Here is a 25,753-nt window from a genome sequence, read left to right as displayed (position 1 = left end):
AGGGAGAGGGGAGCGAGTCGGCGCCGGATCACGGTGCGTGACCGGGGAAGTCCTCGGCCAGCAGCGCGGCCAGGTCGATGAACGCCTCGTACGTCTTGGACCGCAGCCGGGTGATGTCGATATCGCGCTGGCTGTCGAGGCGGTAGTCGAAGGGGATGAAGACCAGCCCGCCGGAATGGTCGCGGAACCCCTCGACGAACTCGTCACGCCGCAGCGGCCGGTCCGGTCCGCTCAGACCCGTGACGACAAGGACGGCGCGCTCCGCCAGTGCGCGGTACCCGCGGCGCGCCAGATGAGCCAGCAGCAGCCGCGTCTGATCGAGACCGCGCTCGGTCATCCGCACCACGACGACCAGGCGGTCCGTCACCGCCAAGGCGGTGTCCGTGACGGTCTCCGTCCGCAGATAGGCCCAGTCCGCGAGGACGACGGAGAAGTGCCGGCTCAGCAGCTCCGTCAGCCGGCGGTACTCCTCGTCGAACACCGCGACCGGGGTGGTGCGGCCGAGGCCGTGCGTGAGCGCGCGCAGCCCTGACGGGCCGTCCAAGGTGTGGCGCAGCACATCGTCGTAACCGACCGAGGGCAACGCGCGCAGCAGATCACGGCGCAGGCCCGCGGAGCCGCCGAGATTCAGCCTGCCGGCCAGCTCACCGACCGCGTACCCCGCGTCGACCGCGATCACCCGGCCACCGCGGGCGGCCGCCAGCAGCGACCCGAGCGCAATCGTGACCGTGCTCCGGCCCACGCCCGCGTCCACCCCGACGACCGTGGCCCGATAGCTGAAGCCCAGGCGGGCACGGATCAGTTCCCACTTCCGCTGCTGCTCGGGTCCGGCCCGCCGCAGCCCCAGCCGCGGAGCCAGGCCACCGCCCCGCAGCGGCTGCGCCGCCTCCTCGGCAGGCTCCGCCGAACCGTCGTCCAGCGGGATCTGCGGACCCGGGCGGAACGAGAAGCGCGCGGCGCCCGATGCACCGTCCCCGTCTCCCGCACCCCCGTCGGCCGCGCCGTCACCCGCCCGCAGCTCCGTCGCCAGCGGCACGTAACGGGCGAAGCCCTCGGCGACCTCACCCGCCGTCGGACGCTGCCGCGGATCCTCCGACAGACACGCGGTGACGATGTCCCGCAACGGACGCCAGGTGTCGCCCTGCCACAGCGCCATGTCCCCGCCCTCCGCCGACTGCGGCGCCCGGTGCTTGTCCCCGAGCCTGCGCAGAATCTGCCCCAGCGACTCGACGTTGTCCGCCATGGTGGGGACCGCCTCCGCCCCCCGGGCCCGGAAGCGCCCGTCGATGCCGCACCGCCCCAGGCCGGTCAGCATCAGCGAACGGCCCACGACATGGACGCTCTGCGGCGTCAGCTCGGGCAGCACCAGCCCCTTGAGATGGCACAGATTGACCGCGCTCGCGAGATGCCATCCGTAAGCGATCGACAGCAGCGTGTCCCGCCGCAGATGAGAGGCCGCGTCCGGCCGCAGGATGCTGCTCAGCTGCGGCGGCGGCCCGCCCTCGTCCTGCCCGGAAGGACGGTAGAGCTGCATGGCGATCCACGGCGGATCGTCGTGCACACCCGTGCCCAGCAGCAGCGGCGCGTACTGCCCGGCCATCCGCCCGAGCGCCTCCGCCTCGGTGGCCAGCAGCGCCCGCGCCTCGTCCGGCGCACCCGGCCGGATCACGCGCAGCGCGGCCTCGTTGCCGTGACGGTCGCGGCCCAGATAGACCAGGGAACGCGCGCCCGGCTGCCGGCCGTGCAGCGTGTACGGGCCCAGCCGGCGCGGATCGCGGGCCGTGAGCGGACGCCAGCCGTCGGGACCCGCGAACTCCGTATCGTCCTCGTCCGACGGCGCCACCTGCACCGAGGCACCGAGCCGGGCCATCAGCCGCCGCTCCACCGAGGTGAACGCGCGCGAACCGGTCGGCAGACGATCCATGCCGTCCGGATGCGCAAGCCAAGCGGGGAAATCGGGGGAGCGTCCCGCCAGCTGCTCCAGACGGCGACCGATGTGCCGGCCGGTACGCAGCAGTTCCGGCGTGGAGACGGCGTCCAGCAGCGCCGACTTGGCCCCCTCCGCGAAGTCGAAGATCCGGTGCTGGTCGCGCAGCGGACCGGCCACCGGCGCCTCGACGGGCTGCATCAGACCGCCCAGGAACACCTCCGCCAGATGGGCGGTGTCGGCGGACCACGGCACCGCGGACTGCACCAGCCGCATCACCGGCACGGAAACGGGCGCGACCGCCGCGATATGGGCGGCCAGCCGGTACGCCTCGGGCGAGGCCGCGTCACGGAACCGCCGTACCCCCTCCGGGTCGTCACCGAGCGGGACGGCGGCCCGTCCCGCCGGGGCGTGCAACAACGGGAGCTGGACCGTGCCACCGGTCGAGGCGAGCAACCGCGACCACACCGACACGGGGCCCGCGGACGCCTCCAGCACCGGCACCGGCAGCCCGTTGAACGGCGCGAGTTCGGCCGGCAGCACCGGATCGCTGACCGTCCACGAGCCCCCCGCGGCCCCGCGCCGACGCGTGGTCACACGCCAGCGGTCGGCCCGGATTCCCGAGCCTCCCCACAGCCGCCGCGGAAGCGCATGCAACACGGCCACCGGCCCGTTCGCCGCCCAGCGCCTCAGCACCCGGTGCATCCGCCCGTCCCGCCAGGCGGCGCCCATACCGTCGCTCAACAGCAGAACCAGCGTCTGGCCCGAGGGATCGGCCAGCACCGCCGGCGGCAGCGAGGTCGTATTCGGGTCGAACGGGCGGCCGCGCAACAACGGAGCATCGGGACCGCGGGTGTCCAGACCGTGCACCCGCACCACCCGGAACGCGCCGATCCGCTGCATCATCGTCCGCCACTCGACGGCGAGCCGCCGCCACAACAGCATCGACATACCGTCGTCCACCACGAGCGCCAGATCGAGCCACCGCTCGTGCCCGGGACGCAGCACGACGTCGGGCAGCCCGCTCTCGGCGAGCGCGGCGGCCGTCGCCGCCTCGTCGAACTCCTGAAGACGGGTATGGGCCCGGCGCTGCCGCAACGGGCGCAGCGCCCGGCCGATGCCCAGCTCCCCGAGGAGCGCCTTGTTCTCCGGAACCCGCAGCGGTACCGCCGCACTGTTCTTCGGGGGCAGCGGATATTCGGGCCGCCGCGGGCGCGGAGCCGTGGCGGGCGCCGGCGCGGCATGCAGATCACCGCCGAGGTTGTCCAGCGGCAGTACGTCGGGCGGTTCCGCCTCCGTCACGGCGCCGTCGTCCGGCACGGGCGGCGGCGGATCCCCCAGGTCCCCGGCATCCGCGGCCTCATGACCGACACATAACGCCCGGGCAAGAGGCGCCGTGTCCTGCCCCGTGGGCAGCCGGCCGGCCAGCCAGAGCGCATCGAGCAGCGAGTGCCGGTCCAGCTCGACGCCGGCACCCGCGAACACCGCGAGTACCTCCCCCAGCCGCTCCGATCCCCCCGTCATCGCTCAGACAGTCCCGCCCAGTTGATGAAGTACGGCGTCCAGCAGTCCGTCCGCATCCAGATCGACGCCCCCGGCCCGCAGGAAGACGGCGTTCAGCAACTGGTCCGTCGCGAGCTCGCCCGGGCCACGACGCTGGAGGAACGACCGCAGCAGATCCTCCACGCCGACCAGCGCGCCGTCACCGAGATGGGCCGCCACGATCGCCCGCAGCCGCTCCTCGTCCGGCGTGGGCAGATCCAGCCGGATACAGCGGCGCAGAAAGGCGGGCGGGAAATCCCGCTCCCCGTTGCTCGTGATCACCACGACCGGGAACTCGGTGCACAGCACCTTGCCCCGCTCCACCGTGACCAGGTCGTTGGAGTCGGCCGCCAGAACCTGTACGACCGACTGCGACTCGGGCAGCCGGGCCAGCTCCGGGATCTCGAAGACACCCTCCTCGAACACGGTCAGCAGATCGTTGGGCAGATCGACATCACCCTTGTCGAGCTCATCGACGAGCAGCACCCGCGGCCGCGGACCCGGCACGAGGGAGGTACCCAGCGCCCCGAGCCGGACAAAGCTCCCGATGGACGGCTCCACCTCGCCACGGTCACGGCTGAGCGTGGTCTCCCGCAGCCGGCCGATGGCGTCGTACCGATACAGCGCGTCCTGCACAGTGGCCCGGCTGTTCACCGGCCAGCGCAGCACCTCGCCGAGATCCAGCTCATGCGCGATCGCCCGGGCCAGCGACGACTTGCCGGTCCCGGCCGGCCCGGTGACCAGCAGCGGCCTGCGCAGATGGAGCGCCGCATTGACCACATCGGCATGCTGCGGAGCGATCAGATACGGCAGCGGCCCGGCAGCACCACGCCGGGACCCACCGAACCGCCGCCAGGGCGGAGCCTGCGGCAGGGTGACCCGCCGCTGCGTGCCGTCTCCCTGGAACAGCCGCCAATCGGCGGTGGGTTCGGGGTTCATAAGAGCTCCGTGGGTTCGGAAAGCTGGAGTTCGGGCAGGGTGCGGTCGGGGTCGGCCCAGGCGAGTACGGGTCTGCCCGGGTGGGCGGCCGGCTGGTGGAGGGTCTTGGCGCGGTAGGAACGGACCTGCTCGGGCAGGGCGCGGGCCGGGGCGCCCGACACCTGACGGACGGCGTGCGAGGCGTCGTGGGCCGGGCCGCGGTCCCACAGCACGACGGGTACGCCCATGGCCAGACACACCTGGATGATCTCCACCCGGACCCGTGCGGACACCTCCACCGACACCCGGGCGGCGTCGCGTCGGTCGAGCAACTTGCCGTACACCTCACGCACTCCGGTGGACGAGCCGGTGATGTGGAGGGGACAGGAGGATTCCAGATGCTCCCAGCGGTGGCGCCAGTCGGAGAGAAAACGCTCGTTGCGGCGCAGGAGTTCCGGGCAGTGCACCACCAGGGCGTACTCCGCACCCAGCACGCCCGGGATCAGGCCGTCCTGGTCGGCGAACTCCCACTCGTCCACGGGGAGTTCGAGGCTGTCGCGGTCGAGCAGGACCTCGACGACCGGCCGGGTCCCTTCGGGTGCGGACCGGCAGAGCCGTTCCAGGACCCGGAGCACCGCCTCGGCGGTCTCCGCGGCGGTGTACTGGCGGTCGGTCTCGGTCGGCGCGCGGTGCGGACCGGTGCCGTCGTCGCTCCAGATGCGCAGCCGGAAGGCGTCCGCCCCGGTCTTCACCAAGTGCACCAACAGGCGTGGCGGCCGGGTGCGCCGGCGCCGTCCGAGCATCCATTCGTCGGCGTCGGCACGGCGTTCGCGCAGCGAGGACGCGGGGATACCGAGACGGGCGGCGACGCCGTCGGCCCACAGCCGCAGCCGGGCGCGCTCCGGCGCGGGACACAGCACCGCCGCGTATTCGACCGCCCGCAGCAGTCCGGGTACGCGAAGTTCCCCCGGCCCCGAGCGGCTGTCGCCGGAGAGCTGTTCCAGCCGGTCGAGGAGTTCGGTGAACGGGGCGTCGTAGGGGAGCTCCGCGACCAGGGGCAGCGCGGCCCGTACGGCTTCGGGCAGTTGGTCCGCGATATCGCCGGGCAGGTCTGCGAGGAGGGCGAGCAGTCGGTCGTGCTCCCGGGGCGACAGCAGCCGGGGCACGGCGGAAAGCTTCGCCGCGGCGATGAGTGCGGAGACGGCGCCCGGGTCCCTGGAGCGCAGGGCCTCGGTGAGCGCGGCCAACGCCCGCTCCTCGGTCACCAACAGCCGCGCGAACTCCTCCGGGCTGGGGGCGGATCCGTCCGTGGGGTGTCCGAGGCCGCAGCGTTCGGCGACCGCCCTGGCGTAGTCGGCCCGGAACATCGGCGCGGGAAGGATATTGGCCATCAGGTCCGCGAGGACGGCCTGGGCCGGGTCGTGGTCGGCGGCCGGCGGGTCGAGGAGGGCGCCGGCGCCCACCGCGCGCAGCTCTTCCTCGACGCGCTGCCAGGGGATGCCCCAACTGCGGCGGGTGATGTGCCGGGAGTCGTAGGGCAGCGCGCAGCCCGATGCCGGGTCGACGGGCGGCAGCACACAGGCCGCCACGAGTCCCACGACCGCGCCGTCGGCATCCGACCACAGGGGGCCGCCGCTGTAGGCGGGCCCGATCGCCATACCGGAGAGCGTGCCGTCCATGTAGCCGATACGGCCGTCGCAGGACTTCACCCGGACATCCGCGTACGAGCCGGTCAGCGCGCTGCCGTGCCAGGCGCGTACGGAGTGCCCCATGCGCATCGGCCGGAACTCCGGCGGCGCCGGGGCGGATAACTCGGTGATGAATCGGAGGACCGCCAGATCGCCGGCCCATTCCAGTTCGCCGCGGCCGGGCGCGCCGTCCGATCCGTCGAGCCGGCGGGGCGGGATCCAGTGGACGGGCCGCGCTTCGTGCACCTGCGCACCGGCCGGCCCGTGCACCTGCACCCGCAGCGTGGCCCCATCCGGCCGGCTTCCGTCGAAGAGCTCCTTCCCGAGCGCGTCGTTGACGACATGGGCGCAGGTGAGCAGGTGATGCGGTGCCAGTACGAGGCCCGCGCCCGCCGTTTTGCCGTCCCTCGTATCGAGCACCGACGCCACCCGGAATCGCGGGTCCGCCGGATCGGTGGCGTCCGATCCGGTGCCCGGGGTGGCGCCTGGTATGGCGCGGAACCAGCCCATCACTCCGCCCGCTGCGGCTGCCAGGTCGCCGTGATCGTCAGACTCGCGTGGCCGTTGGCCCCGACGATGCCGAGCTTGAGGTCCTGGCCGACCTGCACCCCGAACTGCACCGACATCTCGTGCGGTGGCCGTTCGGAGGCGATGACCGCGTCGTGGATCTCCTGGAGCAACGGCCCGAGCGGACGCAGCGTGCTGCGCATCGCCGCGACGGCGCTCGCGCCGGCCGCCGCGCCGCCCCCGCGGGCCACCGGCACGGTCGGGCCCATACCGTCCGGAAGATCGTCGGGGGCGGGCTGCGCCGGGGGGAGGGGTGCGGAGCCGGTCGGAGCGAGTTCCAGCCGGATTGACGTTCCGTCAGCAAGGCTGAATTCAGAGAGATTTGGCACACACTCATTGTGCCGATCATCGGCGGTCACGACAGCAGAACGGAGGGATCGTTCCCGGTCAGCCGGTGTCGGACGATGCCATCCGGTGTCACTCGGTGTCACCCGGGCACCAGTACCGCGGCACCCTGGACCCGGTCGGCCGCCAGGTCCTCCAGCGCCTGCGGAGCGCGGCTCAACGGATAGGGGCTCACGGTGACTTGGATCCCGATCCGCGCCGCGGTCTCCAGGAACGCGCGGCCGTCCTCCCGGGTGTTTGAGGTCACGCTGCGCAGGTTCCGCTCGTAGAAGAGATGGCTCTGATAGTTCAGCGTGGGAACGTCGGTGAGGTGGATACCGGCGATGGCGAGGGTTCCCGAACGGTCCAGCGCCGCCAGCGCCACCGGCACCAGATCGCCGACCGGCGCGAAGAGGATCGCCGAGTCCAGCGGTTCGGGCGGGGGGTCGTAGGCGCCGCCGGCCGAGGACGCCCCCAGGTCGAGGGCGAGCTCTCGCGCCTGCGCGGACCGGGTCAGTACGTGAACGGTCGCCCCTTCGGCCAGCGCGACCTGCGCGGCCAGATGCGCCGAGGCCCCGAACCCGTAGATGCCGAGCCTGCCGCCGGGCGGCAGCGCACTGCGGCGCAGCGCCCGGTAGCCGATGATCCCGGCACACAGCAGCGGCGCTAGCCGCGTGGCGCTCTCGCTGTCGGGGAGGGGATAGGCGTAGTCCGCGGGGACGAGCGCGGCATCGGCGAAGCCGCCGTCGGCGTCCCAGCCGGTGTACCGGGATGCCGGGCAGAGATTCTCGTGGCCCGCACGGCAGTAGGGGCAGACACCGCAGGTACCGCGCAGCCAGGCCCCGCCGGCCCGGTCACCGACGCGGAACCGGGTGACCGCCGCGCCGGCGGCGACCACGCGCCCGACGATCTCATGCCCCGGTACGGTCGACGGCCGGCGCGGGGCCAGATCCCCTTCCGCCAGATGCAGATCCGTACGACACACCCCACAGGCCTCGACCGTGAGCAGCAGATCATCGGGGCCCGGTTCGGGAGCGGGACGCCGCACGGACACCAACGGGCCGGAGGCAATCGGACCAGGCCGCCGAACGACCCAGCCGGACACTGCATCCGGGCCGGAAACCGATCGCATGGGTCCAGAATGGCGCGCACCGGGTGGGCGGACAAATGGTGTCCTGGGGTGGGGTGGGACGTGCGGGGTTGCGGCCGCCCCTCGTTACGCCGCTGGGGACTGCCGGCCGCCCCACCCACCCCACCGCTTCTGACAAACTCTCCGCCGACGCAATACGCAGTTGGCAGCAGCATGCTCAGTTGGTAGCACCCGGGGGACCACGTGCATCTCACTCTCGCCCGCGTGGTGCAGACCTGCTCGGCCTACCCGTCGCAGTGGGACGCATGGACGACCGCCGGCCAGTACCTGTACCTCCGTTATCGGCGCGGCGTCGGCTGCGTCGAGCAATATCCCAGCGACGACATCGACACCTGGGACGCGGATGAGTCCGCGCTCGTGACCGAGTGGGACGACGGCACCGGCGGCGGCACCATCGAACTCGCCGACTTCCTCGCCGCAGCGGGCCTGCAGCTCGCACGGGACGCTGAGGTGTCATCGCTGTAGACGCCTACCGCCCGATCCGCAGCCGGCCTCGCAGCTTTTCCACCAGCGGGTACTTCTCCCGCTGCTCACGGGACTGCCGGTCCAGTTCCTCCACCAGCCGTTCGGACCGCTTCTCCACCTCCAGCTCGTCCAGGATCCGGTCGATCTCGGCCAGCAGCGCTCCGTGCAGCTGCCACTGGCGCGGGTGCTCCTGTACGCCGTCGAGGAGCAGATGCGCGACGATCTCGCGGCCGGCGCGGCTGGCGGCCAGCTCCTTGACGAGCTGATCTTCCGCCTCGTCGGCGTTGGTGGTGACCTGCGTCGTGATCAGCACGGCGAAGCTCTCGACCGCACGGGCCATATGTGTGAACAGCTCCCGCAAGGCGGTGGCGGTCTCCGCGGGGAAGAGCGGCTCCTCCGTGCGCGCCTTGGCAAGATCGGTCAGCGTGCGGCACACCGTACGCAACACGACCGCAGAGATCTCCAAGGCGTCCAGACCGGTGCGCAGCACCACGCGGTACAGCAGGCCCTCCCTGACCCGAGGGTTGAGCCGGAGGCTTTCCTCCGCCTGCCGGAGAGCCGCGTCCACCTGGACGATGTCATGATCCAGCTGGCGCGCCTCGTGCAGCCGGGCAGCGGCCTCCGCCACGGGGGTGTGACCGCGCACCTCGTCGCCGAGAGCCAGCAGCAGATCCCGCATCCGGCGGGCGAGCCCCTCGATGGCCTCACTGGCGGGTTGCACCCACACCGGGGGTACGAACAGAACGTTGAACAGCAGCCCGACAGCCGCCCCGATCAGCGTCTCCAGCACCCGGTCCCAGGCCGTCGCGGCCACCCGCGTCGTCGTCACCCCCAGCACCAGCATGGCGCTGATCGCCACCTCGGGAACGAACTCACCGGCCCGTACAAAACGGCCGATCACCAGCGACGCAAGGATGATCAGCCCCAGACTCCACCAGGTCAGGCCCACCAGCGAGCTGAAGCCGATGGCGATGACCACCCCGACCACCACCGAGTTCACTCGGCGCATGCTGGTGGTGAGGGTCGCGAACAGGGTGACCTGGACGACGAGCAGTGCGGTCAGCGGCGCGGTCAGCGGTGCCGGTTCACTGCTCAGCATCAGTGCGACGACGTACGAGATCACGGCGGCTACGGTCGACCGGACGGTCTGTACGACCACGGGCTCTCGGTGCCGCCTGACAAGATCCAACAATGGATCGGTAACTTCAGGCACTCCTGGTTTCCTCCCCCATTTCGCACCACAGGCAACATCGGTTACCCGAACGCCTGCATGCCGGCGCCCTGCGCCCGCCCGTGCGACAGGCCGGAGCGGAGGTCGACGGGCGGAGGGTGAAGACGGAAATGGGCTCCTCGCGTCGCCGCGCACGGAATGCCGAACGGCGCCGGGCGAAACCGAAATAAACCGGTGCGTCAGCCGAAGATCGCTGCCAGCTTGCGCAACATCTTCGTGAGGGGGCGCTTTCCGGCGGAAGGCGACGGCTCCTCGACGCCGGTCGGCGACTCGGCCGCCGGAGCGGCCGCCTCCGGCCCGTCCGACTTCTGCGTCGCGGCCTCGTCGACGCGCGACGTTGTGGGCTTCGGCGTGGTGCGCGCGGCCTCGGCGCGCACGATCGCGCCAAGAGCGGCAAAGATATCGATGGGCATGCCAAATCTCCTGCAGTGCGGAAGTCCCGAAAGCTGAAAGCTGACGACGGCAGGCCGCGATCGCCCCACCGTCCCCGTCGCAGAACTGGGGACAGGGATGGGGGTGGGGATGGGTACGCGAATGCGGCCGGGTCAGCTCAGCAGCGCAGGACGACCGTGCGCTTCGGCGATTTGGCAGCGGCAGTCGTCACGACGGCCCCGGAGGGGACATCCGCCGATGCGGTGATCGTCTCCTCCACGGGAGGGTCCCCGAGCGCCTTACCGCTGCTCCCCGTCGGGACCTGGTGGCGTAGATGACAGGCCGACGCCTCACACTTGCGCCGCACGCCACTGCCCGGATGCTTCGTACCGCCTCCGGTCGAAGTCAGCACCGGCCCCGCTGCCACACATGCCTTCCCGGCCGGGCCGGACACGGCGGAAGCACTGGCGCGCGTAAGGCGGCAGCCGTCCCCATCGGGGATCGGTACCTGGGAGGAGTCGGTGGTGAGCGCGGTGTGCAGTAACGCCAGCAACGCGACGAACACCAGCAAACGCAAACCGCCAGCTGCCGCGGAGCGGCCCGAGCTGACGGTGTAGCGCATGCGAGTCTCCCAACGCTCTTCCACGAAGGAATCCCCGCGAAGAGTACGAAGCACTCCAGAGCCACCAAATGAAGGGATATTTCCACCCGATCCGACTACGCCATCGCACACACGCTCCTAAGCGTGCTGAGCTGTGTGGGTGACGGCGAGATCGCGTACACGGCGCCGCGCGGTACGCGGCCGGCATTTCCAGCACGTCACCGTGGTCGCAAAACGATTGCCGTCACCGGGGACTGGCGGGAGCCCTCGCTTCCTTCGAATGAGGCCTGGGTCTATGAGCCACATTCGTACGGGACGAGAAGCAACCCGGCGCGCGCGTACGCTGATTGACGGCGGCATCCGCGCACCATCGGACAATTCCTCACCCTCGGGAGCGCGCCGCGCCGCATCCGCAAGGGGCGACGGCCTGACCATCGCGAGGAACACCAGCAACAACCGGGAGAGCCAGGAATGTCGCGCTATCGCGAGATCAAGTACCGGACCGTCACCTCGTTCCAGAGGCGGATCGGCAATCCGATCCTCAAGCGGCTGCCGAATCAGACTCTCCTGGAGACCACAGGGCGAAAGTCCGGGCTGCCACGGAAGACCCCTGTCGGCGGACGCCGTATCGGGAATGCATTCTGGCTCGTCTCGGAGTACGGCGAGAAGTCGCAGTATGTGCGAAACATTCAGGCACATCCGCAGGTACGGGTCCGGATCAAGGGGCGATGGCACGCCGGCACCGCCCATCCGATGCCGCAGGACGACGCCCGTGCGCGGCTCAAGACCTTGCCGCGGCTCAACAGCGCCGCGGTCCGAGCGGTCGGCACGAACCTGTTGACGGTGCGGGTCGACCTGACCAACTGATCAAGCTTTTCTTGACCTGTAGGTCAAGAAAGCTGTTACTGTTCTGATCATGGGAAGGCCGAAGCAGTTCGATCCGGACGCCGCCGTCGAGCAGGCCATGGAGGTGTTCTGGCGCAAGGGGTATGCCGCCACCACGCCGCAGGACCTCGTCGACGCGATCGGTATCGGCAGGGGCAGTCTCTACAACGCCTTCGGCAGCAAGCACGCCTTGTTCGACAAGGCGCTGCGCCGCTACCGCGACAGTCAGGCGCTCGCTCTGATCGAGATGCTTGAGGGGTCGGGGCCCGTCAAGGACCGGTTGCGCAAGACGCTGCGGTTTCTGGTCGAGATGGACCTTGCCGATCCGGACCAGCGTGGCTGTATGGCGGTGAACGTGGCGGCGGAGCTCGCGGGGACGGACGAGGGTGCGACGGAACTGGTCCGGCGCATGTTCGACCGTACCGAGGGTGCTTTTCGCGCGCTGGTCGAGGAGGGGCAGCGGGCGGGAGAGATCGCCTCCGGCCGTGACGCCCATGCCATCGGGAGTCTGTTGCTGAACACGGTCGTCGGTCTGCGGCTCATGGTGCGTGTCGCCGAGGGGCCGGACCGACTTTCCAGGGTGATCGACGCGATGGTCGACGCCCTCTGACCCTGCTCGCCCGCGAGCAGGGGTGGGCGAGCGGGTGGCGGGTGGCAGGTGGTCGGGGATTGACTTCTGCCCACATTTTGTACCTGTAGTTCAAGAACTGGAGAATCATGAAGCTCGACCTCACTTCCAAGACCGCTGTTGTCACCGGCGCCAGCCGAGGCATCGGGCTGGCCACCGTCAGGGCGCTGATCGATGAGGGCGTCCGCGTCGTCGGCGCCGCCCGTACGATCACCCCCGAACTCAAGGAATCCGGAGCCTTCGCCGTTTCGGCCGACCTCGGCACCGCTGACGGAGTGGCCACCCTCATGGGCAGCGCCTTTGCCGAACTGGGCGGCATCGACCTGCTGGTGAACAACGTCGGCGCCGGCGACGCCGTGGAGCCGATCGGCTTCCTTGACACCGACGACGCGCAGTGGAAGAGCATCTTCGACCTCAACCTGCTGAGCGCGGTCCGTGTCAGCCGGGCCGCGCTGCCCAGCTTGACCGAGCGCCGCGGCGCGATCGTCAACGTCTCGTCCATCAACTCCCGGCTCCCTGCCGCCGGTCCGGTCGCCTACAGCGCGGCCAAGGCGGCACTCACCGCACTCGGCAAGTCCCTGGCCGAGGAGTTCGGGCCGCGGGGCGTGCGCGTCAACACCGTCTCGCCCGGCGTGGTGCGCACCGCCATCTGGGAAGACCCCGACGGCTTTGGAGGCAAGGTCGCATCCGGGGCAGGGGCCGAGCACGCCGCGTTCCTTGAGCAGATCCCGGACGCGTTCGGCATCACCACCGGGCGGATCACCGAGCCCCGGGAGGTGGCGGCCCTGATCACGTTCCTGCTCTCCGACGTGGCCGGCAACGTCACCGGCGCGGACTACGTCATCGACGGTGGCACGGTCAAGACGATCTGACGGACGGCGGGGGCGGTAACTCCGTTGTCCTGGCAGGGAGTAGGGGGCACCATCGGGATGTGTTCGAGTTGCTGCCCGGGGTGGGGCTTGTTCTCTCTCGTCTCCCTCGCCACGGGGATGTTCTGCGGTTCGGTGCGTCCGAGCGGGATGCCCAGTGGGCCGTCGCGGCCCTGGCGGATGTGCGGGAGACGTGGGTCTGCGGGGCCGGCTGGGCCTTCACGGCCCGGTACGACGGGCTGGAGCTGCTGGCCTACGGTGATGCGCGGGACCGCGAGGGCCTCGGCCGGGACAGGCCCGGTCTGGCCTCGGTCGTTCTGGCGCGGTGTCGGGAGTCGCTTGCCGGCCCATCCGCTGTGCCGGTGGTGCTGGACGGCATCGACCTGTTCGGGTATCCGGCCGCCGAGGTGCTGGATGTGCTCGGTCTCGATGCGCCCAGCCTCGGTGTACCCGGCCTCGCTGTGCCCGGTCTCGATGGGTATCCCGGCGTCGGGCTCTCGGTGGCGCTCCCTGGCAGTTATTTGTCAGAGGTCAGGATCTCGGCGTAGCTGATCAAGACGCCAGGGGAGCCTGCCGTGGCGCGCCGTGCCAAGGGCCCTGCCGATGGCCGTCTTGAAGCCATCACGACCGTTGCCTCACCGCCGCCCCTCCCGCTAAAGCACATCACTAACCGAATCCGCCAGCCTCCGCCGCGCCGCCCGAGCTGCCGGCAGGGCCGATACCGCCCCGGCGACCAGCACCGCGACCGTCACGACCAGCAGCAGGATGCCCAGGCCGGGGCGTTGGGCGATGCCGGTTCCCCAGCCGCTGGTGTGGCCCTGGAGGTTGATGAGCCATTGGGAGGCGAGGACGCCGAGAGCCGTGCCGGTCAGGGCGGCGGTCAGGGTGATGAAGGCGGTGGCCGACACGATGACGGCGGTGATTTGGCGGGGCGTAAGGCCGACGGCCCTCAGGGCGAGCAGGTCGCGGCTGCGGTCGCGTACGCCGGCGCTGACCGTTGTGGACAGTTCCGCGAGGCCGATGAGGATCAGTACGGCGATCAGGCCGACGCTGACGGCGCGGACCGCCGACAGCTGGTCGGCCGGGTTGGGGATCTCGCGTACTTCGAGACGGCCGGCGGACGCCTTGGTGAGGGCGTCGCGTACGGCGGTGGGGTCGGCGCCGTGGTGCAGGACCAGTTGATAGAAGTCCGGGCGGGGCGCGGGGAGCGTGGTGTCGTCGTCGCGCAGGGTGTCCAGGGCGGTGGAGATCACCCGGCCGCCGTCGGCCGTTTCGATGCTGCGGCCGACGATGTGCAGGACGTGCGGGTGGCCGGCGACGGTCATCCGGACCCAGTCGCCGACGTGGGCGTCCAGGAGGTCCAGCAGTCCTTGTCCGGCGATCGCTTCGTCGGGGCCGTGCGCGGGGCGTCCCTCCACGATGGAGAAGGGGTAGGGGTGCGCGTCCGTGCCGAGGCCGCGCAGGGTGATCGTTCCGGTCTGGCCCGGTACGAGCGCCTGCACCTCGGCGCCCGGGTAGGCGGTCAACTGCCGCTGGGCGGTGAGGAGTTGACGTAGGGCGTGGTCGCCCAGGGTGTCGGAGCGCGCGGTGAGGGCGGCGGGCAGGCCGGCGTTCTCGGGGTGGGTGGCGAAGCGGTCCAGGGTGGCCCAGGCTCCCAGCGCGATGGTGATGAGCAGCAGCGGAACGGCGAGGCGCGCCACGGCCGCCGAGGAGCGCAGCGGGTGGTGGAAGGCGGCTCGCCAGCCGAGGACCAGGGCCGGTGGGATGCGGAGGCCGAGCGCCCGCCGGGTCGTGCCGGACAGCCGGCGGCCGGTGGCCACGGCGGCGCGCGCGACGGGCACCGGCGGTACGCGTCCGGCCCGCCAGGCGGCCAGACAGGTCGCCGAGCCGATGAAGACCACCACGCCGCCGGAGATGGCCAGGGGCAGCCAGGCATGCTCGGGGAGCTGCTGCCACAGCGTCATCGCTTCCCCGATGCGGCCGGGGATCAGGGTGCCCAGCGTCTGGGTGAGCAGCGCCCCGAGCGCGACGCCCAGCAGCGCGAAGCCGAGGTGCAGGACGAGGAACATCCGGACCACCTGGCTGGGCGTGAAGCCGATGGCCTTGAGGATGGAGATGTCCCGTAGGTGGCCGCGGATGCGGGTGCTGATGGCGCCGCCGACCGCGAGGGCCGCGGCGAGCAGCGCGCCGAGTCCGAAGAGGCCGAGCAGCCGGGCGAGGAGCTGGTTGTCGCCCTCGGCCTCGGCCTTGGCCTGCCGCCAGGTGGAGACATCGCTGATCTGATCGGCGCCGAGCTGGGTGACCGCCCGCTGTACGACGTAGTCGGTGTCCGCGGGGTCGGTGAGCTGGAGGCCGATGGTCCGGCCGCGCTGGTCGCGGCCCGCGTCCGAGGCGGCGAGCGTCGCGGGCAGCACCCAGGCCACACCGGGGGTCTCGCCGGCCCGGAACGCGACCTCGGCGGTGTCCGCGACGCCCACCACCCGCAGCGGTGTAGCGAACCCGCTCAGCACGAGGGAGTCTCCCGGCTTGGCCCACATCGCACGGGCCACCGAGCTGTCCAGCACGATGCCCTTGGTGGCGCCGGCGTCGGTGCCCGCGTCGAGCCAGCGGCCCGCGGTGATCTGGGGGGCGGCGGTGGCGGGGCGGTGCGGTGTGCCGCGCAGCTCCAGCGTCGCCTTGGAGCCGCCGGGCTGGAGGCCGGCGGTGGCGCGGACCGTACGGAAGGGGCCGGAGGCGGCCCGTACCTCGTCCAGCCCGGCCAGCGATCCTGCCGGGGCGCCGTCCTGGGTGTGAATCCATACGTGGGCGCCGGAGGACTGGGTGAAGGCCCGCTGCCAGGGGTCGGTCGCGTAGGCGAACAGGGCGGTCGCCAACAGCAGTGAAATGGTGATCCCGGCCGTCGCCAGCACGATCAGTACGGCCGCCGCCCGGTGTGCTCTGAGGTGCGCGGATGCCCAGCGCGCCGCTGCTCGCACGCCGGTCAGCCCTTGAGCTTGAGCACGTCGGCGACCCCGGCCTCGGGGCGGCTGCGGCCGCCGCCGAGGTGCGCGTCGTCGACCACCTGGCCGTCGAAGAAGCTGATCACCCGGTCCGCGGCGCTGGCCATCCGGGCGTCGTGGGTGACCAGCAGGATGGTCTGGCCGCGCTGGTGGAAGCGGGCGAGCAGCCGCAGCACCTCTCGGGTGCCCTTGCTGTCCAGGCTGCCGGCGGGTTCGTCGGCGAGCAGCAGGCTGGGGGAGTTGACCAGGGCGCGGGCCAGGGCGACGCGCTGCTGCTCGCCGCCGGAGAGCTCGCCCGGTGTGCAGTTCTCCTTGCCCGCCAGGCCCAGCTCTTCGAGCAGCTCTGCGCGGTCGGTGCGGGCCTGCCGGGGGGACCTTCCGGCCAGCAGCGCGGGCAGCTCGACGTTGTCGGCGACGCTGAGGTTGGAGACCAGGTTGAAGAACTGGAAGACGATGCCGATGTGGTTGCGGCGCAGCACCGCCCAGCGTGCCTCGCTGAACGAGTCGACCTGGCGTCCGTCGATCCAGAGGGAACCGCTGTCGGGACGGTCGAGGCCGCCGAGGAGGTGCAGCAGGGTGGATTTGCCGGCGCCCGAGGGCCCGGTGACGGCGACGAATTCACCGCGCTCGATGCGCAGGTCGACACCGCGGACCGCGTGGACGGGGGCGCCGCCTTCCGGCCGGTGGGTCTTGACCAGGCCGGCTGCCCGCAATATCGGTCCGGACGGCTCGTCCCGGTTCATTCCAACTCCTCTTGACAGCGCTCCAACCAGTCGAGATCCGCCTGCAGATGCAGCATCGCGCCCTCGATCAGCAGATGCGCGACCCGGTTGTCGCGGTCCTCACCCGCCGCGAGTTTCGACAGGTCACGCATGGTGTTGAGGTAGTGGCGGCGCTGCTTGTTGATCAGGGTGATCTGGTTTGCGGTCCCGGTGTGGGGGGCGAGGGCGAGCTTCATGAAGAACTCGTCCCGCACCCGTGGTTCGCCGGTGGACTCCTCGAACCACGCGTCCACCGTCTCGCGTCCCGCTTCGGTGATCCGGTAGATGCGCTTGTTCGGGCGGTCCGACTGCTCGACGTCCTCTCCCGCGATCAGGCCCGTTTTTTCCAGCCTGCCCAGGGTGACGTAGATCTGGCCGACGTTCGGCTGAGGGTATGCCGAGCCCAGGAGGTTCTCAAGGGCCTGCTTGAGTTCATAGCCATGTGCGGGGCCGCTGACCAAAAGCGCCAGAAGTGGCAACCGCACGCTCTCCCTCTCCCTCCCCGCCCTGCTTGCCGGTTATCTGAACCCGTCCGACTGTGAGCCGGGTCGCCAACGCATCTTCCTGCGGCATCTAGTATCCCGCATATCTAACAGGTATACATGGGGCGGGCTGTCGGTCCAGTGTCCCGTCGACGCCTGTAGGAGGAGGAGCCCATGCGGTGGAAGCGTGCCGCGGGAAGGGCTCTGCTCGTCTGCTCGCTGCTGTTCGCGGGCAGTGCGGGCGCGCAGGCCGGGGAGCCGGCCGCCGGTTCGGACGGTCGGGGCCCGATCACTTTGGTGACGGGCGGGGACCTCACCGGCTATCTGCGCGGAGTCCTCGACGGCTGGAACGACCGGCACCCGCGGGAGAAGGTGACACTGGTCGAGCTGCCCGACGCGGCCGACGAGGTGCGGGCCCAGATGGTGACCGAGCTGCGCTCCCACAGTGACCGTTTCGATGTGCTGAACATCGATGTGGCATGGACCTCGGAGTTCGCGGCCGCTGGGTGGATCACCCCCGTGGACGGCCGGCAGTTCCCGCTGGATCACTTCCTGCCGCCCGTGGTGGACACCGCCACGTTCCGGGGCCGGCTGTACGCCGTCCCTTATGTCACGAATGCCGGACTGCTCTACTACCGCAAGGACGTGCTCGACCGGGAGGGTGTGCGGCCGCCGCGCACCTGGGCCGAGTTGGCGCGGCTGGCCAAGACGGTCGCGCCCAAATACGGGCTGGACGGTTACGCGGGCCAGTTCCTGCCGTACGAGGGGCTGACCGCCAACGTCGTGGAGGCCGTGCAGTCGGCGGGCGGCACGGTGCTCGCCGGCGAGGGCACCCGCGTCACGGTGGACTCGCCCGCGGCCCGCCGGGGCCTGTCCTTCCTCCTCGACGGGGTGCGCGAGGGATGGATCCCGCAGCGTGCGCTGACGTACAAGGAGGAGGAGTCCCGCAAGGCCTTCCAGGGCGGCCGGCTGCTGTTCCTGCGCAACTGGCCGTATGCGTACGCGCTGGCCAACGCGGAGTCCTCGAAGGTGGCGGGCAAATTCGGCGCGGTACCCCTGCCGGGTCCCGACGGGCCGGGCTCCAGCGCACTGGGCGGCTCGAACCTCGCGGTCAACGCGCATTCGCAGCACCCGAAGACGGCCGCCGAGCTGATCTCGTATCTGACGACGGAGTCGGTCCAGCGCCGGGTGCTCACCGAGGGGGCGCTGCCGCCGGTGTGGGCGGATCTGTACACGGATCCGAAGCTGGTGCGGCGTTTCCCCTACCTTCCGACGCTGAAGCGGAGCGTACTGGCGGCCAGGCCGCGGCTCAAGAGCCCGCAGTACGACCAGGTGAGCCTGGCGGTGCAGGCGGTCATGCATGACGCGCTCGTCCATCGGCGGAGCACGGATGCGACCGTCGCGCGGCTGACGCGGGAGCTGCGGGCCATCGTCGGCCGCGGCTGAGCGACCGGCCGACCGGACGTAACCGTCAGCGGTCCCTGCCGCACCCTCACCACCCCCTCTTCTACTTACTTGTTAAGTACAGGCGGCTATCAAAATTACCCACAAACTGGGGCATCTTGCCGCTACTTTCGACCATTTCGTTGACACCCAAATGACATCCCTACTTAACATGCATGCATAACAGCGACCCCGCAGGCCGCACGGCATGCCCATGTAAGAACGGGATCACGGCAGATGCTCATAGCCACGGCAGGGAACGGCCACTCGGCCGGCTCCGCGCCTTCCCCCTCCCTCCCCGGCCCGGCTTCCGCCGCGCTCTCGCCGGCCGCCGAGAGCGCGTCCCACGCCACGGCACAGCGCTGGTGGCGCGACGCGGTGATCTACCAGGTCTACGTCCGCAGCTTCCTCGACAGCACCGGCGACGGCATCGGCGATCTCGCCGGCGTCCGCACCGGACTGCCGTACCTCAAGAAGCTCGGGGTGGACGGCATCTGGCTCAGCCCCTTCTACCCCTCCCCGCAGCACGACCACGGCTACGACGTCGCGAACTACCGCGATGTGGACCCCGTATACGGCGACCTCGCCGAATTCGACCTCCTGGTCGCCGACGCCCACCGGCTCGGCCTGAAGGTGCTTCTGGACATCGTCCCCAACCACTGCTCCAGCGAGCACCCGTGGTTCCGCGCCGCCCTGGAGGAAGAGCCGGGCGGGCCGTCTCGGTCGCTCTTCCACTTCGCCGACGGGCGCGGGCCGGGCGGGGAACTGCCGCCCAACAACTGGCGGGCCATGTTCGGCGGCCCGGCCTGGTCCCGTATCAAGGAGGCGGATGGCACGGACGGGCAGTGGTACCTCCACATGTTCACGCCCGAGCAGCCCGACCTGAACTGGCGCAACCCCGCCGTGGGCGCCGACTTCGAAAAGGTGCTGCGGTTCTGGCTGGACCGCGGTGTGGACGGCTTCCGTATCGATGTGGCCGCGGGGCTCTTCAAGCACCCCGAGCTCCCCGATTCCCCCGACCCGTCGGCCGACGAGCGGACCCGCGACTCGGTCAACCCGCTGGCCTGGAACCAGCCCGAGGTGCACCAGGTGTGGCGCGACTGGCGGGCGCTGTGCGAGGAGTACACGGCCCGGGACGGCCACGACCGGCTGCTGGTCGGCGAAGTCTCCGTACGGACCCCGAGCGAGCAGGCCGCCTACGTCCGGCCCGACGAGCTGCACCAGGCGTTCTTCTTCCACCTGCTGACCGCGCGCTGGGACATCGGCATCTTCCGCAAGGTCATCTCCGAGGCGCTGACCGACATCGCGGGCACCGGCTCCACGGTCACCTGGGTGCTCAACAACCACGACCAGGTCAGGACCGTCACCCGGTACGCGACCGAACCCGGCGACAGCGCCGGGGGCACCTCCCGGCCGGAGTCCGGGGGAGGACTGGGCCCGGCGCGCGCCCGCGCCGCCGCCCTGCTCATGCTGGCGCTCCCCGGCGCGGCGTATGTCTACCAGGGCGAGGAACTGGGCCTGCCCGAGGTCGTCGACCTGCCGGACGAGGTCCTCACCGACCCGATCTTCCACCGTACGGGCAGCCGGCAGCACATCCGCGACGGCTGCCGGGTGCCGCTGCCCTGGTCCGGGCACGCCTCCCCGTTCGGCTTCACCACCGGTACCGACGCGGCGCAGCCCTGGCTGCCGCAGCCCGAGTGGTTCGCCGAACACGCCACGGACCGGGCGCTGGCCGACACCCGCTCGTTCTGGCACCTGTACCGCGACGGGCTGCAACTGCGCCGCAGCCTTCCGCAGCTCGGCGAAGGCACTCTGCGCTGGCTGGAGTCGCCGCCGCAGGTGCTGGCGTTCGTCCGCGGCGACGGTCTGGTCTGCGCCGTCAACTTCGGCACCGACCCGGTGCCGGCCCCGGTACCCGGCACCCCCCTGCTGGCGAGCGGCGACTGCCCCGAGGGAACGCTCCCGGGATCCACCGCCGCCTGGTGGATGCACGCCGCCGACCCCCGATAGCCCCACCCCTCGACCGCTCCACCTCCACCGCTCCACCTCGACAGCCCGACCTCGCGGGTCCGACCGAAGGGAATCCCCCCATGAGACACACCGCGGTACGCCACACCCGAACCGCCATATCCGGCGCGGCCGTGCTCGGCCTCGCGCTCACCGCCACCGCATGCGGCGGCGGAGTTTCCGCCGGGGGCGGTAAGCAGGAGCTCAACGGCCAGACGATCACCGTGGCCGGCGTCTGGACCGGCGTGGAACAGCAGAACTTCAAGAAGGTCCTGGACGCCTTCTCCGAGAAGACCGGCGCGAAGGTCACCTTCGCCTCCACCGGCGACAATGTCTCCACCGTCGTGGGCAGCCAGATCGAAGGCGGCAACGCGCCCGATGTGGTGATGGTCCCGCAGGTCGGCGTGCTCCAGCAGTTCGCCAAGAAGGGCTGGCTGGCGCCCCTGTCGGCGGAGATCGGCGCCGAGGCCAAGAAGAACTTCGCGCAGGTGTGGAAGGACTACGGCACGGTCGACAAGACCTACTACGGCCTGTACTTCAAGGCCTCCCACAAGTCGACGGTCTGGTACAGCCCCGAGGCCTTCGCGCAGGCCGGCGTCAAGCCCGCGAAGTCCTACCAGGAGATGCTGAAGTCGGGCCGCGCGCTCTCCGACTCGGGCGTGCCCGCCTTCTCCGTCGCGGGCGAGGCCGGCTGGCCGCTGACCGACTGGTTCGAGAACATCTACCTCTCCCAGGCCGGACAGGAGAACTACGACAAGCTCGCCGCCCACAAGATCCCGTGGACGCACCCCACCGTGGTCAAGGCGCTGACCACGCTCGGCAAGCTGTTCGGCGACAAGAACCTGGTGGCCGGCGGCGGTTCGGGCGCGCTGCGCACCGACTTCCCCGAGTCCGTCCAGCAGGTCTTCGGCCCGGAGCCGGCGGCGGCCATGGTCTACGAGGGTGACTTCGTCAGCGCCCTGGTCACCGACGAGCTGCACAAGGAGGTCGGCAAGGACGCGAAGTTCTTCCCGTTCCCCGCGGTCGACGGCGGCAAGGCGCCGGTGGTCAGCGGTGGTGACGCCGCCGTGGTCCTCAAGGCCGGGAAGAACAAGAAGGCGGCCATGGACCTGGTGAAGTACCTGGCCACCCCCGAGGCGTCGGCCATCTGGGCCAAGGCCGGCGGCTACATCTCGCCCAACAAGAAGGTGCCGGCGGGCTCGTACCACGACGAGGTGACCCGTAAGGCCGCCCAGTCGCTGACCGACGCCGGGAACTCCGTGCGTTTCGACATGTCCGACCAGGCCCCGGCGGCCTTCGGCGGCACCCAGGGAGCCGGCGAATGGAAGCTGCTGCAGGACTTCCTGCGCGACCCCTCCGACGCCGCGGCAACGGCCCACAAGCTTGAGGCCGCCGCCGCCAAGGCGTACGGAAACTAAGGACCAAGGGGCTCGATCCATGCCTGTCACCACTCCTGCGGAGGCGCCCGCCACGACGCGCGGCGCCCCGCCCCTCCCCCCGCGTGGCAAACCCGGCAGGCCCGCCGCCCCCGTGCGGCGCGCCGTCCGGCGCCGCCGGCGCATCGCCGCGGTCTTCCTGCTGCCGGCACTGTTGCTGCTGGGCGCCCTCGTCGCGTACCCCATCGTGTTCTCGGTCATCCGCAGCATGTACGACGCCTCGGGCGACACCTTCGTCGGCGCCGACAACTACACCGAGATGTTCCAGGACCCGGCCACACTCCGGGCCATCCGCAACAGCGCGATCTGGGTCGTCTTCGCCCCCGCGCTGCTGACCGGACTCGGCCTGGTCCTGGCCGTACTGACCGAGAAGATCCGCTGGAAGACGGCGTTCAAACTGCTGATGTTCATGCCGATGGCGATCTCCTTCCTCGCCGCCGGCATCATCTTCCGCCTCGCCTACGAGCAGGACCCGCAGCGCGGTGTGCTCAACGCGGTGGCGGTGAGCGTCCACGACAACTTCCAGGGGGAAAACACCTCCTTCCCGACCGCCAAGGCGCGCCTCGGCGACAAGCAGCTGACCAAGGGCCACGACGGCTCCTACCGCACCACCCACCGCACCAGCCCCGGAAACACCGTCAACCTCGGCCTGGTCGGCGTCCCGCCCAAGGAAATGCCCCCGGCGGCACGACCCGCCGCATCCGCCGCCAAGGCCCCGGCCGCCGACGGCGAACTGCGCGGAGTGGTCTACCTCGACTTCACCCCCGGCGGTGGCGGCAAGCCCGGCACGGTCGACCGCGGTGAGCGCGGACTGCCGAAGCTCTCCGTCGAGGCGGTCGACTCCCACGGCAAGGTGGCGGCCAAGGCCACCACCGGACCGGACGGCTCCTACCGCCTGACCGGTCTGGCCCCCGGGTCCTACGCCGTCCAGCTCCCCGCGAACGACTTCGCCGCCCCCTACCAGGGCATCTCCTGGCTCGGCCCGGCCCTCATCACCCCCGCCATCATCGGCGCCTATATGTGGATCTGGACCGGCTTCGCGCTCGTCCTGATCGGCGCCGGACTCTCCTCGATGCCGCGGGATGTCATGGAGGCCGCCCGGATGGACGGCGCGAACGAATGGCAGGTCTTCCGCAGGATCACCGTTCCGCTGCTCAGCCCCGTCCTGGGCGTCGTGTTCGTGACGATGGTGATCAACGTGATGAAGGTCTTCGACCTCGTCTACATCATCGCCCCCGGACCGGTACAGCAGGACGCCAATGTCCTGGCCCTGCAGATGTGGCTGGTCTCCTTCGGCGGCGGCAACAACCAGGGACTCGGCAGCGCCCTCGGCGTACTGCTGCTCCTCCTGGTGGTCCCGGCCATGGCCCTCAACATCCGACGTTTCCGCAGGAGCCAGTCATGACCACCGTCCGTGCAACCACCGGGCCCCGCAGGAGGATGACGGCACGGCCGGCGAAATGGCTCAGCCGCGGCGTGATCCAGGTGTTCCTGCTCGTCATCGGCCTGGTGTGGCTCACCCCCGCCGCCGGCCTCTTCCTCTCCTCCCTCCGTACGGAGGAGGCGAATGCGAGCAGTGGCTGGTGGACCGCCCTCACCGCGCCCGGTCAGCTGTCCCTCGACAACTACACGGCGCTGCTGAAGGACTCGGGCATCACCCAGGCGTTCTGGAACACCGTACTGATCTCGGTGCCCACCACCGTCGCCGTCGTGGTGATCGCCGCCCTGGCCGGATACGCCTTCGCCTGGCTGGAGTTCCCCGGCCGGGACTGGATCTTCCTGCTGGTGGTCGCCATGCTCGTGGTGCCGGTCCAGATCGGACTGCTGCCGGTGGCCAAACTGTTCGGCGCGCTCGGCCTGTTCGGCTCCATCCCCGGTGTGGTGCTCTTCCACACCGCCTACGGTCTGCCCTTCGCCATCTTCCTCCTCCGCAACTACTTCGCGGAGATCCCCAAGGAAATGCTGGAGGCCGCGCGGATGGACGGCGGCGGGGAGTGGCGGATCTTCTCCCAACTCGTCCTGCCACTGGGCCGCCCCGCCATCGCCAGCCTCGCCATCTTCCAGTTCCTGTGGGTCTGGAACGACATGCTGGTCGCCCTCCTCTTCGCCGACAACGAGTCACAGCCGCTGACGGTGGCCCTCCAGTCGCAGATGAGGCAGTTCGGCAGCAACATCGGGGTACTGGCGCCCGGCGCGTTCCTGTCCCTGATCGTTCCGCTGGTCGTGTTCTTCGCGTTCCAACGGCATTTCGTGCAGGGCATCATGGCCGGCTCGGTCAAGTAGGCCGCGGTCTGCCGCCGGGGCGGAGTGCGAAGGGACCGATGCACCTCGCACTCTGCCCGGCCCGGCAGCCGGACCGGGCCGGTTCGTCACCGATGTGCCCGGCCTGCACTCGTGCAGCTCCTCGAAAGGTTCGGCATCACGGTTGTCCTTCAACAGCGCGCCCCGTTTGCCTCCGTTTCCCTCCTCCGGGCAAAGGCTGCGGTAGATACTCAGGTCCGTCCGGTATCGCCTCCAGCCGCGGCAAGGCGAGTCGCCCCTCGCCGCCGGAAACGCAAAGAAGGAAACCCCATGAACGGCATCCCCGTCTGCGGTCCTGAAGGCCCCATCCGCGCCACGGCCGCCTCGCAGGAATCGCCGCCTGCCGTGCGGGCCGTGCTCTTCGACTTCTCCGGCACCTTGTTCCAGATCGCAACGTATGCGGGCAGAATTCGGGCGGCGTTGGGACGGCCGGTGGACGACGGTGCCATGGACGGGCTGCTGGACGGGCTCGAAGCCGGACTGTCGGACCCGGAAGTGATCGAGGCCCAGCGCGCTCGGGATGTGTCCGCCAAGGCTCATCGGCACGCCTTCACCACCTGGTATGCGTCGGTCCCGGAGCTGGCACCGGTGGCCGATGTGCTCTACGGCCAGCTGCAGGCTCCTGAGCAGTGGGTGCCGTACGCGGACACCGGGTCCACGCTGGATCAACTGACGTGCAGCGGTATAGCGCTGGGGGTGGTCAGCGATGTGGGCTGGGATCTGCGCGCCACCTTCGCCCACCACGGACTGGACCGCCATTTCTCCTCCTGGGTGCACTCCTTCGAGCACCACACCGAGAAGCCGGACCCGTTGCTGTTCCAGCATGCCTGCCGCGAACTGGGCGTCGACCCCGCCGAGACGCTGATGGTGGGCGACAATCCGGCCAAGGACGGCGGAGCCGTCGGCGCCGGCCTGCGCTCCTATGTCCTGCCGGCCGGCGCCGCGCCTGGACACATCCGAGGGCTCGATGCCGTCCTGCGCCTGACGGGGCTCGCCGGACCGTGAGGCGTCCGGGCCCGCTCAGTCGCAGGCGATGCCCAAGTCCGCCCGCATGGCGGCGTGCAGATGCAGGGGGACAGCGGGGCAGGACCAAGGCGGTCGGCTCCGGCGCTCGCCGGGCGGCCGACGCGTACGGAGGGGTGGCGCCCGGCCTCGTC

General features: G+C 70.6%; 21 protein-coding genes. 11 read left to right on the top strand and 10 right to left on the bottom strand.

Annotation, left to right across the window (positions count from 1 at the left end; all coding sequences use genetic code 11):
- Positions 1-28: 28 nt before the first annotated feature.
- The 5 genes from DY245_RS01355 to DY245_RS01335 form a co-directional block, all read right to left on the bottom strand.
- Entirely contained in the window at positions 29-3,451 is a 3,423-nt protein-coding gene (locus DY245_RS01355) for an SAV_2336 N-terminal domain-related protein (protein ID WP_244942755.1), read from the bottom strand.
- 3 nt (positions 3,452-3,454) lie between these two features.
- A complete protein-coding gene (locus DY245_RS01350) occupies positions 3,455-4,408 on the bottom strand; it encodes an AAA family ATPase (RefSeq protein WP_128502518.1) in 954 nt (317 codons plus the stop codon).
- A complete protein-coding gene (locus tag DY245_RS01345) occupies positions 4,405-6,585 on the bottom strand; it encodes a VMAP-C domain-containing protein (protein ID WP_128502516.1) in 2,181 nt (726 codons plus the stop codon). Before DY245_RS01345 ends, DY245_RS01350 begins: the two co-directional genes overlap by 4 nt.
- Positions 6,585-6,971: a CU044_2847 family protein gene (locus DY245_RS01340; RefSeq protein WP_128502515.1), complete on the bottom strand. Its 387-nt coding sequence runs from the start codon at positions 6,969-6,971 to the stop codon at positions 6,585-6,587. The genes DY245_RS01345 and DY245_RS01340 overlap by 1 nt, the downstream gene beginning before the upstream one ends.
- A gap of 98 nt (positions 6,972-7,069) precedes the next feature.
- The gene (locus tag DY245_RS01335) at positions 7,070-8,098 is read right to left on the bottom strand and encodes a zinc-dependent alcohol dehydrogenase family protein (RefSeq protein ID WP_128502514.1); all 1,029 of its coding nucleotides are present in this window, start codon (positions 8,096-8,098) and stop codon (positions 7,070-7,072) included.
- 201 nt (positions 8,099-8,299) lie between these two features.
- Here DY245_RS01335 and DY245_RS01330 point away from each other — a divergent pair, with 201 nt between their 5' ends.
- The gene (locus DY245_RS01330) at positions 8,300-8,581 is read left to right on the top strand and encodes a hypothetical protein (protein ID WP_128502513.1); all 282 of its coding nucleotides are present in this window, start codon (positions 8,300-8,302) and stop codon (positions 8,579-8,581) included.
- A 4-nt stretch (positions 8,582-8,585) separates the two neighbouring features.
- On the opposite strand, the gene DY245_RS01325 is transcribed toward DY245_RS01330, so the two are convergent.
- Positions 8,586-9,794: an FUSC family protein gene (locus DY245_RS01325; RefSeq protein ID WP_128502512.1), complete on the bottom strand. Its 1,209-nt coding sequence runs from the start codon at positions 9,792-9,794 to the stop codon at positions 8,586-8,588.
- Positions 9,795-9,991: 197 nt separating this feature from the next.
- The gene (locus DY245_RS01320; protein WP_128502510.1) at positions 9,992-10,225 is read right to left on the bottom strand and encodes a hypothetical protein; all 234 of its coding nucleotides are present in this window, start codon (positions 10,223-10,225) and stop codon (positions 9,992-9,994) included.
- 1,031 nt (positions 10,226-11,256) lie between these two features.
- Here DY245_RS01320 and DY245_RS01310 point away from each other — a divergent pair.
- The 4 genes from DY245_RS01310 (at position 11,257) to DY245_RS01295 (ending at position 13,715) form a co-directional block, all read left to right on the top strand.
- Positions 11,257-11,652 carry a nitroreductase family deazaflavin-dependent oxidoreductase gene (locus DY245_RS01310; RefSeq protein WP_128502507.1) on the top strand — a complete coding sequence of 132 codons (396 nt, stop codon included), beginning with the start codon at positions 11,257-11,259 and terminating at the stop codon, positions 11,650-11,652.
- Between the two features lie 49 nt (positions 11,653-11,701).
- Positions 11,702-12,280 carry a TetR/AcrR family transcriptional regulator gene (locus DY245_RS01305; protein WP_128502506.1) on the top strand — a complete coding sequence of 193 codons (579 nt, stop codon included), beginning with the start codon at positions 11,702-11,704 and terminating at the stop codon, positions 12,278-12,280.
- A gap of 107 nt (positions 12,281-12,387) precedes the next feature.
- On the top strand, positions 12,388-13,170 hold the full coding sequence (locus DY245_RS01300) for an oxidoreductase (RefSeq protein ID WP_128502504.1): 783 nt from the start codon (positions 12,388-12,390) through the stop codon (positions 13,168-13,170).
- A gap of 59 nt (positions 13,171-13,229) precedes the next feature.
- The gene (locus tag DY245_RS01295) at positions 13,230-13,715 is read left to right on the top strand and encodes a hypothetical protein (protein ID WP_128502503.1); all 486 of its coding nucleotides are present in this window, start codon (positions 13,230-13,232) and stop codon (positions 13,713-13,715) included.
- A 105-nt stretch (positions 13,716-13,820) separates the two neighbouring features.
- Here the strand turns inward: DY245_RS01295 and DY245_RS01290 are convergent, their stop codons facing one another.
- The 3 genes from DY245_RS01290 to DY245_RS01280 are packed head-to-tail and all read right to left on the bottom strand — an operon-like array spanning position 13,821 to position 17,412.
- Positions 13,821-16,142 carry an ABC transporter permease gene (locus tag DY245_RS01290; RefSeq protein WP_128502502.1) on the bottom strand — a complete coding sequence of 774 codons (2,322 nt, stop codon included), beginning with the start codon at positions 16,140-16,142 and terminating at the stop codon, positions 13,821-13,823.
- A gap of 5 nt (positions 16,143-16,147) precedes the next feature.
- Positions 16,148-16,909, bottom strand: a complete 762-nt coding sequence (locus DY245_RS01285; protein ID WP_128502501.1) for an ABC transporter ATP-binding protein — start codon at positions 16,907-16,909, stop codon at positions 16,148-16,150.
- Positions 16,906-17,412 (bottom strand): PadR family transcriptional regulator, encoded by a 507-nt coding sequence (locus DY245_RS01280; RefSeq protein WP_128502500.1) that lies wholly within the window; start codon positions 17,410-17,412, stop codon positions 16,906-16,908. Before DY245_RS01280 ends, DY245_RS01285 begins: the two co-directional genes overlap by 4 nt.
- Before the next feature lie 171 nt (positions 17,413-17,583).
- Between DY245_RS01280 and DY245_RS01275 the strand changes: the two genes are divergently transcribed.
- From DY245_RS01275 to DY245_RS01250, 6 genes are all read left to right on the top strand, one after another.
- Positions 17,584-18,855, top strand: coding sequence for an ABC transporter substrate-binding protein (locus tag DY245_RS01275; protein ID WP_128502498.1), 1,272 nt, complete (start codon positions 17,584-17,586; stop codon positions 18,853-18,855).
- 234 nt (positions 18,856-19,089) lie between these two features.
- Positions 19,090-20,862, top strand: a complete 1,773-nt coding sequence (locus tag DY245_RS01270) for a glycoside hydrolase family 13 protein (RefSeq protein ID WP_128502496.1) — start codon at positions 19,090-19,092, stop codon at positions 20,860-20,862.
- Positions 20,863-20,942: 80 nt separating this feature from the next.
- Positions 20,943-22,277: an ABC transporter substrate-binding protein gene (locus DY245_RS01265; RefSeq protein ID WP_128502494.1), complete on the top strand. Its 1,335-nt coding sequence runs from the start codon at positions 20,943-20,945 to the stop codon at positions 22,275-22,277.
- A 19-nt stretch (positions 22,278-22,296) separates the two neighbouring features.
- Positions 22,297-23,700: an ABC transporter permease gene (locus DY245_RS01260; protein WP_128502493.1), complete on the top strand. Its 1,404-nt coding sequence runs from the start codon at positions 22,297-22,299 to the stop codon at positions 23,698-23,700.
- 35 nt (positions 23,701-23,735) lie between these two features.
- Positions 23,736-24,578 (top strand): carbohydrate ABC transporter permease, encoded by an 843-nt coding sequence (locus DY245_RS01255; protein WP_128502612.1) that lies wholly within the window; start codon positions 23,736-23,738, stop codon positions 24,576-24,578.
- Positions 24,579-24,866: 288 nt separating this feature from the next.
- On the top strand, positions 24,867-25,601 hold the full coding sequence (locus DY245_RS01250) for an HAD family hydrolase (protein ID WP_128502491.1): 735 nt from the start codon (positions 24,867-24,869) through the stop codon (positions 25,599-25,601).
- Positions 25,602-25,753 lie beyond the last annotated feature (152 nt).

The organism is Streptomyces inhibens, from assembly GCF_003389455.1.
Taxonomy (GTDB): domain Bacteria; phylum Actinomycetota; class Actinomycetes; order Streptomycetales; family Streptomycetaceae; genus Streptomyces; species Streptomyces inhibens.
The sequence above is the reverse complement of the archived record's forward strand: the minus strand, read 5'-3'. Positions and strand labels throughout refer to the sequence as shown.

Excerpts from the sequence above, each read along its gene's own strand:
- DY245_RS01355 (WP_244942755.1), bottom strand. The coding sequence starts at position 3,451 with ATGACGGGGGGATCGGAGCGGCTGGGGGAGGTACTCGCGGTGTTCGCG.
- DY245_RS01350 (WP_128502518.1), bottom strand. The coding sequence starts at position 4,408 with ATGAACCCCGAACCCACCGCCGATTGGCGGCTGTTCCAGGGAGACGGC.
- DY245_RS01345 (WP_128502516.1), bottom strand. The coding sequence starts at position 6,585 with ATGGGCTGGTTCCGCGCCATACCAGGCGCCACCCCGGGCACCGGATCG.
- DY245_RS01335 (WP_128502514.1), bottom strand. The coding sequence starts at position 8,098 with ATGCGATCGGTTTCCGGCCCGGATGCAGTGTCCGGCTGGGTCGTTCGG.
- DY245_RS01320 (WP_128502510.1), bottom strand. The coding sequence starts at position 10,225 with ATGCCCATCGATATCTTTGCCGCTCTTGGCGCGATCGTGCGCGCCGAG.
- DY245_RS01310 (WP_128502507.1), top strand. The coding sequence starts at position 11,257 with ATGTCGCGCTATCGCGAGATCAAGTACCGGACCGTCACCTCGTTCCAG.
- DY245_RS01305 (WP_128502506.1), top strand. The coding sequence starts at position 11,702 with ATGGGAAGGCCGAAGCAGTTCGATCCGGACGCCGCCGTCGAGCAGGCC.
- DY245_RS01300 (WP_128502504.1), top strand. The coding sequence starts at position 12,388 with ATGAAGCTCGACCTCACTTCCAAGACCGCTGTTGTCACCGGCGCCAGC.
- DY245_RS01285 (WP_128502501.1), bottom strand. The coding sequence starts at position 16,909 with ATGAACCGGGACGAGCCGTCCGGACCGATATTGCGGGCAGCCGGCCTG.
- DY245_RS01275 (WP_128502498.1), top strand. The coding sequence starts at position 17,584 with ATGCGGTGGAAGCGTGCCGCGGGAAGGGCTCTGCTCGTCTGCTCGCTG.
- DY245_RS01270 (WP_128502496.1), top strand. The coding sequence starts at position 19,090 with ATGCTCATAGCCACGGCAGGGAACGGCCACTCGGCCGGCTCCGCGCCT.
- DY245_RS01265 (WP_128502494.1), top strand. The coding sequence starts at position 20,943 with ATGAGACACACCGCGGTACGCCACACCCGAACCGCCATATCCGGCGCG.
- DY245_RS01260 (WP_128502493.1), top strand. The coding sequence starts at position 22,297 with ATGCCTGTCACCACTCCTGCGGAGGCGCCCGCCACGACGCGCGGCGCC.
- DY245_RS01255 (WP_128502612.1), top strand. The coding sequence starts at position 23,736 with ATGACGGCACGGCCGGCGAAATGGCTCAGCCGCGGCGTGATCCAGGTG.
- DY245_RS01250 (WP_128502491.1), top strand. The coding sequence starts at position 24,867 with ATGAACGGCATCCCCGTCTGCGGTCCTGAAGGCCCCATCCGCGCCACG.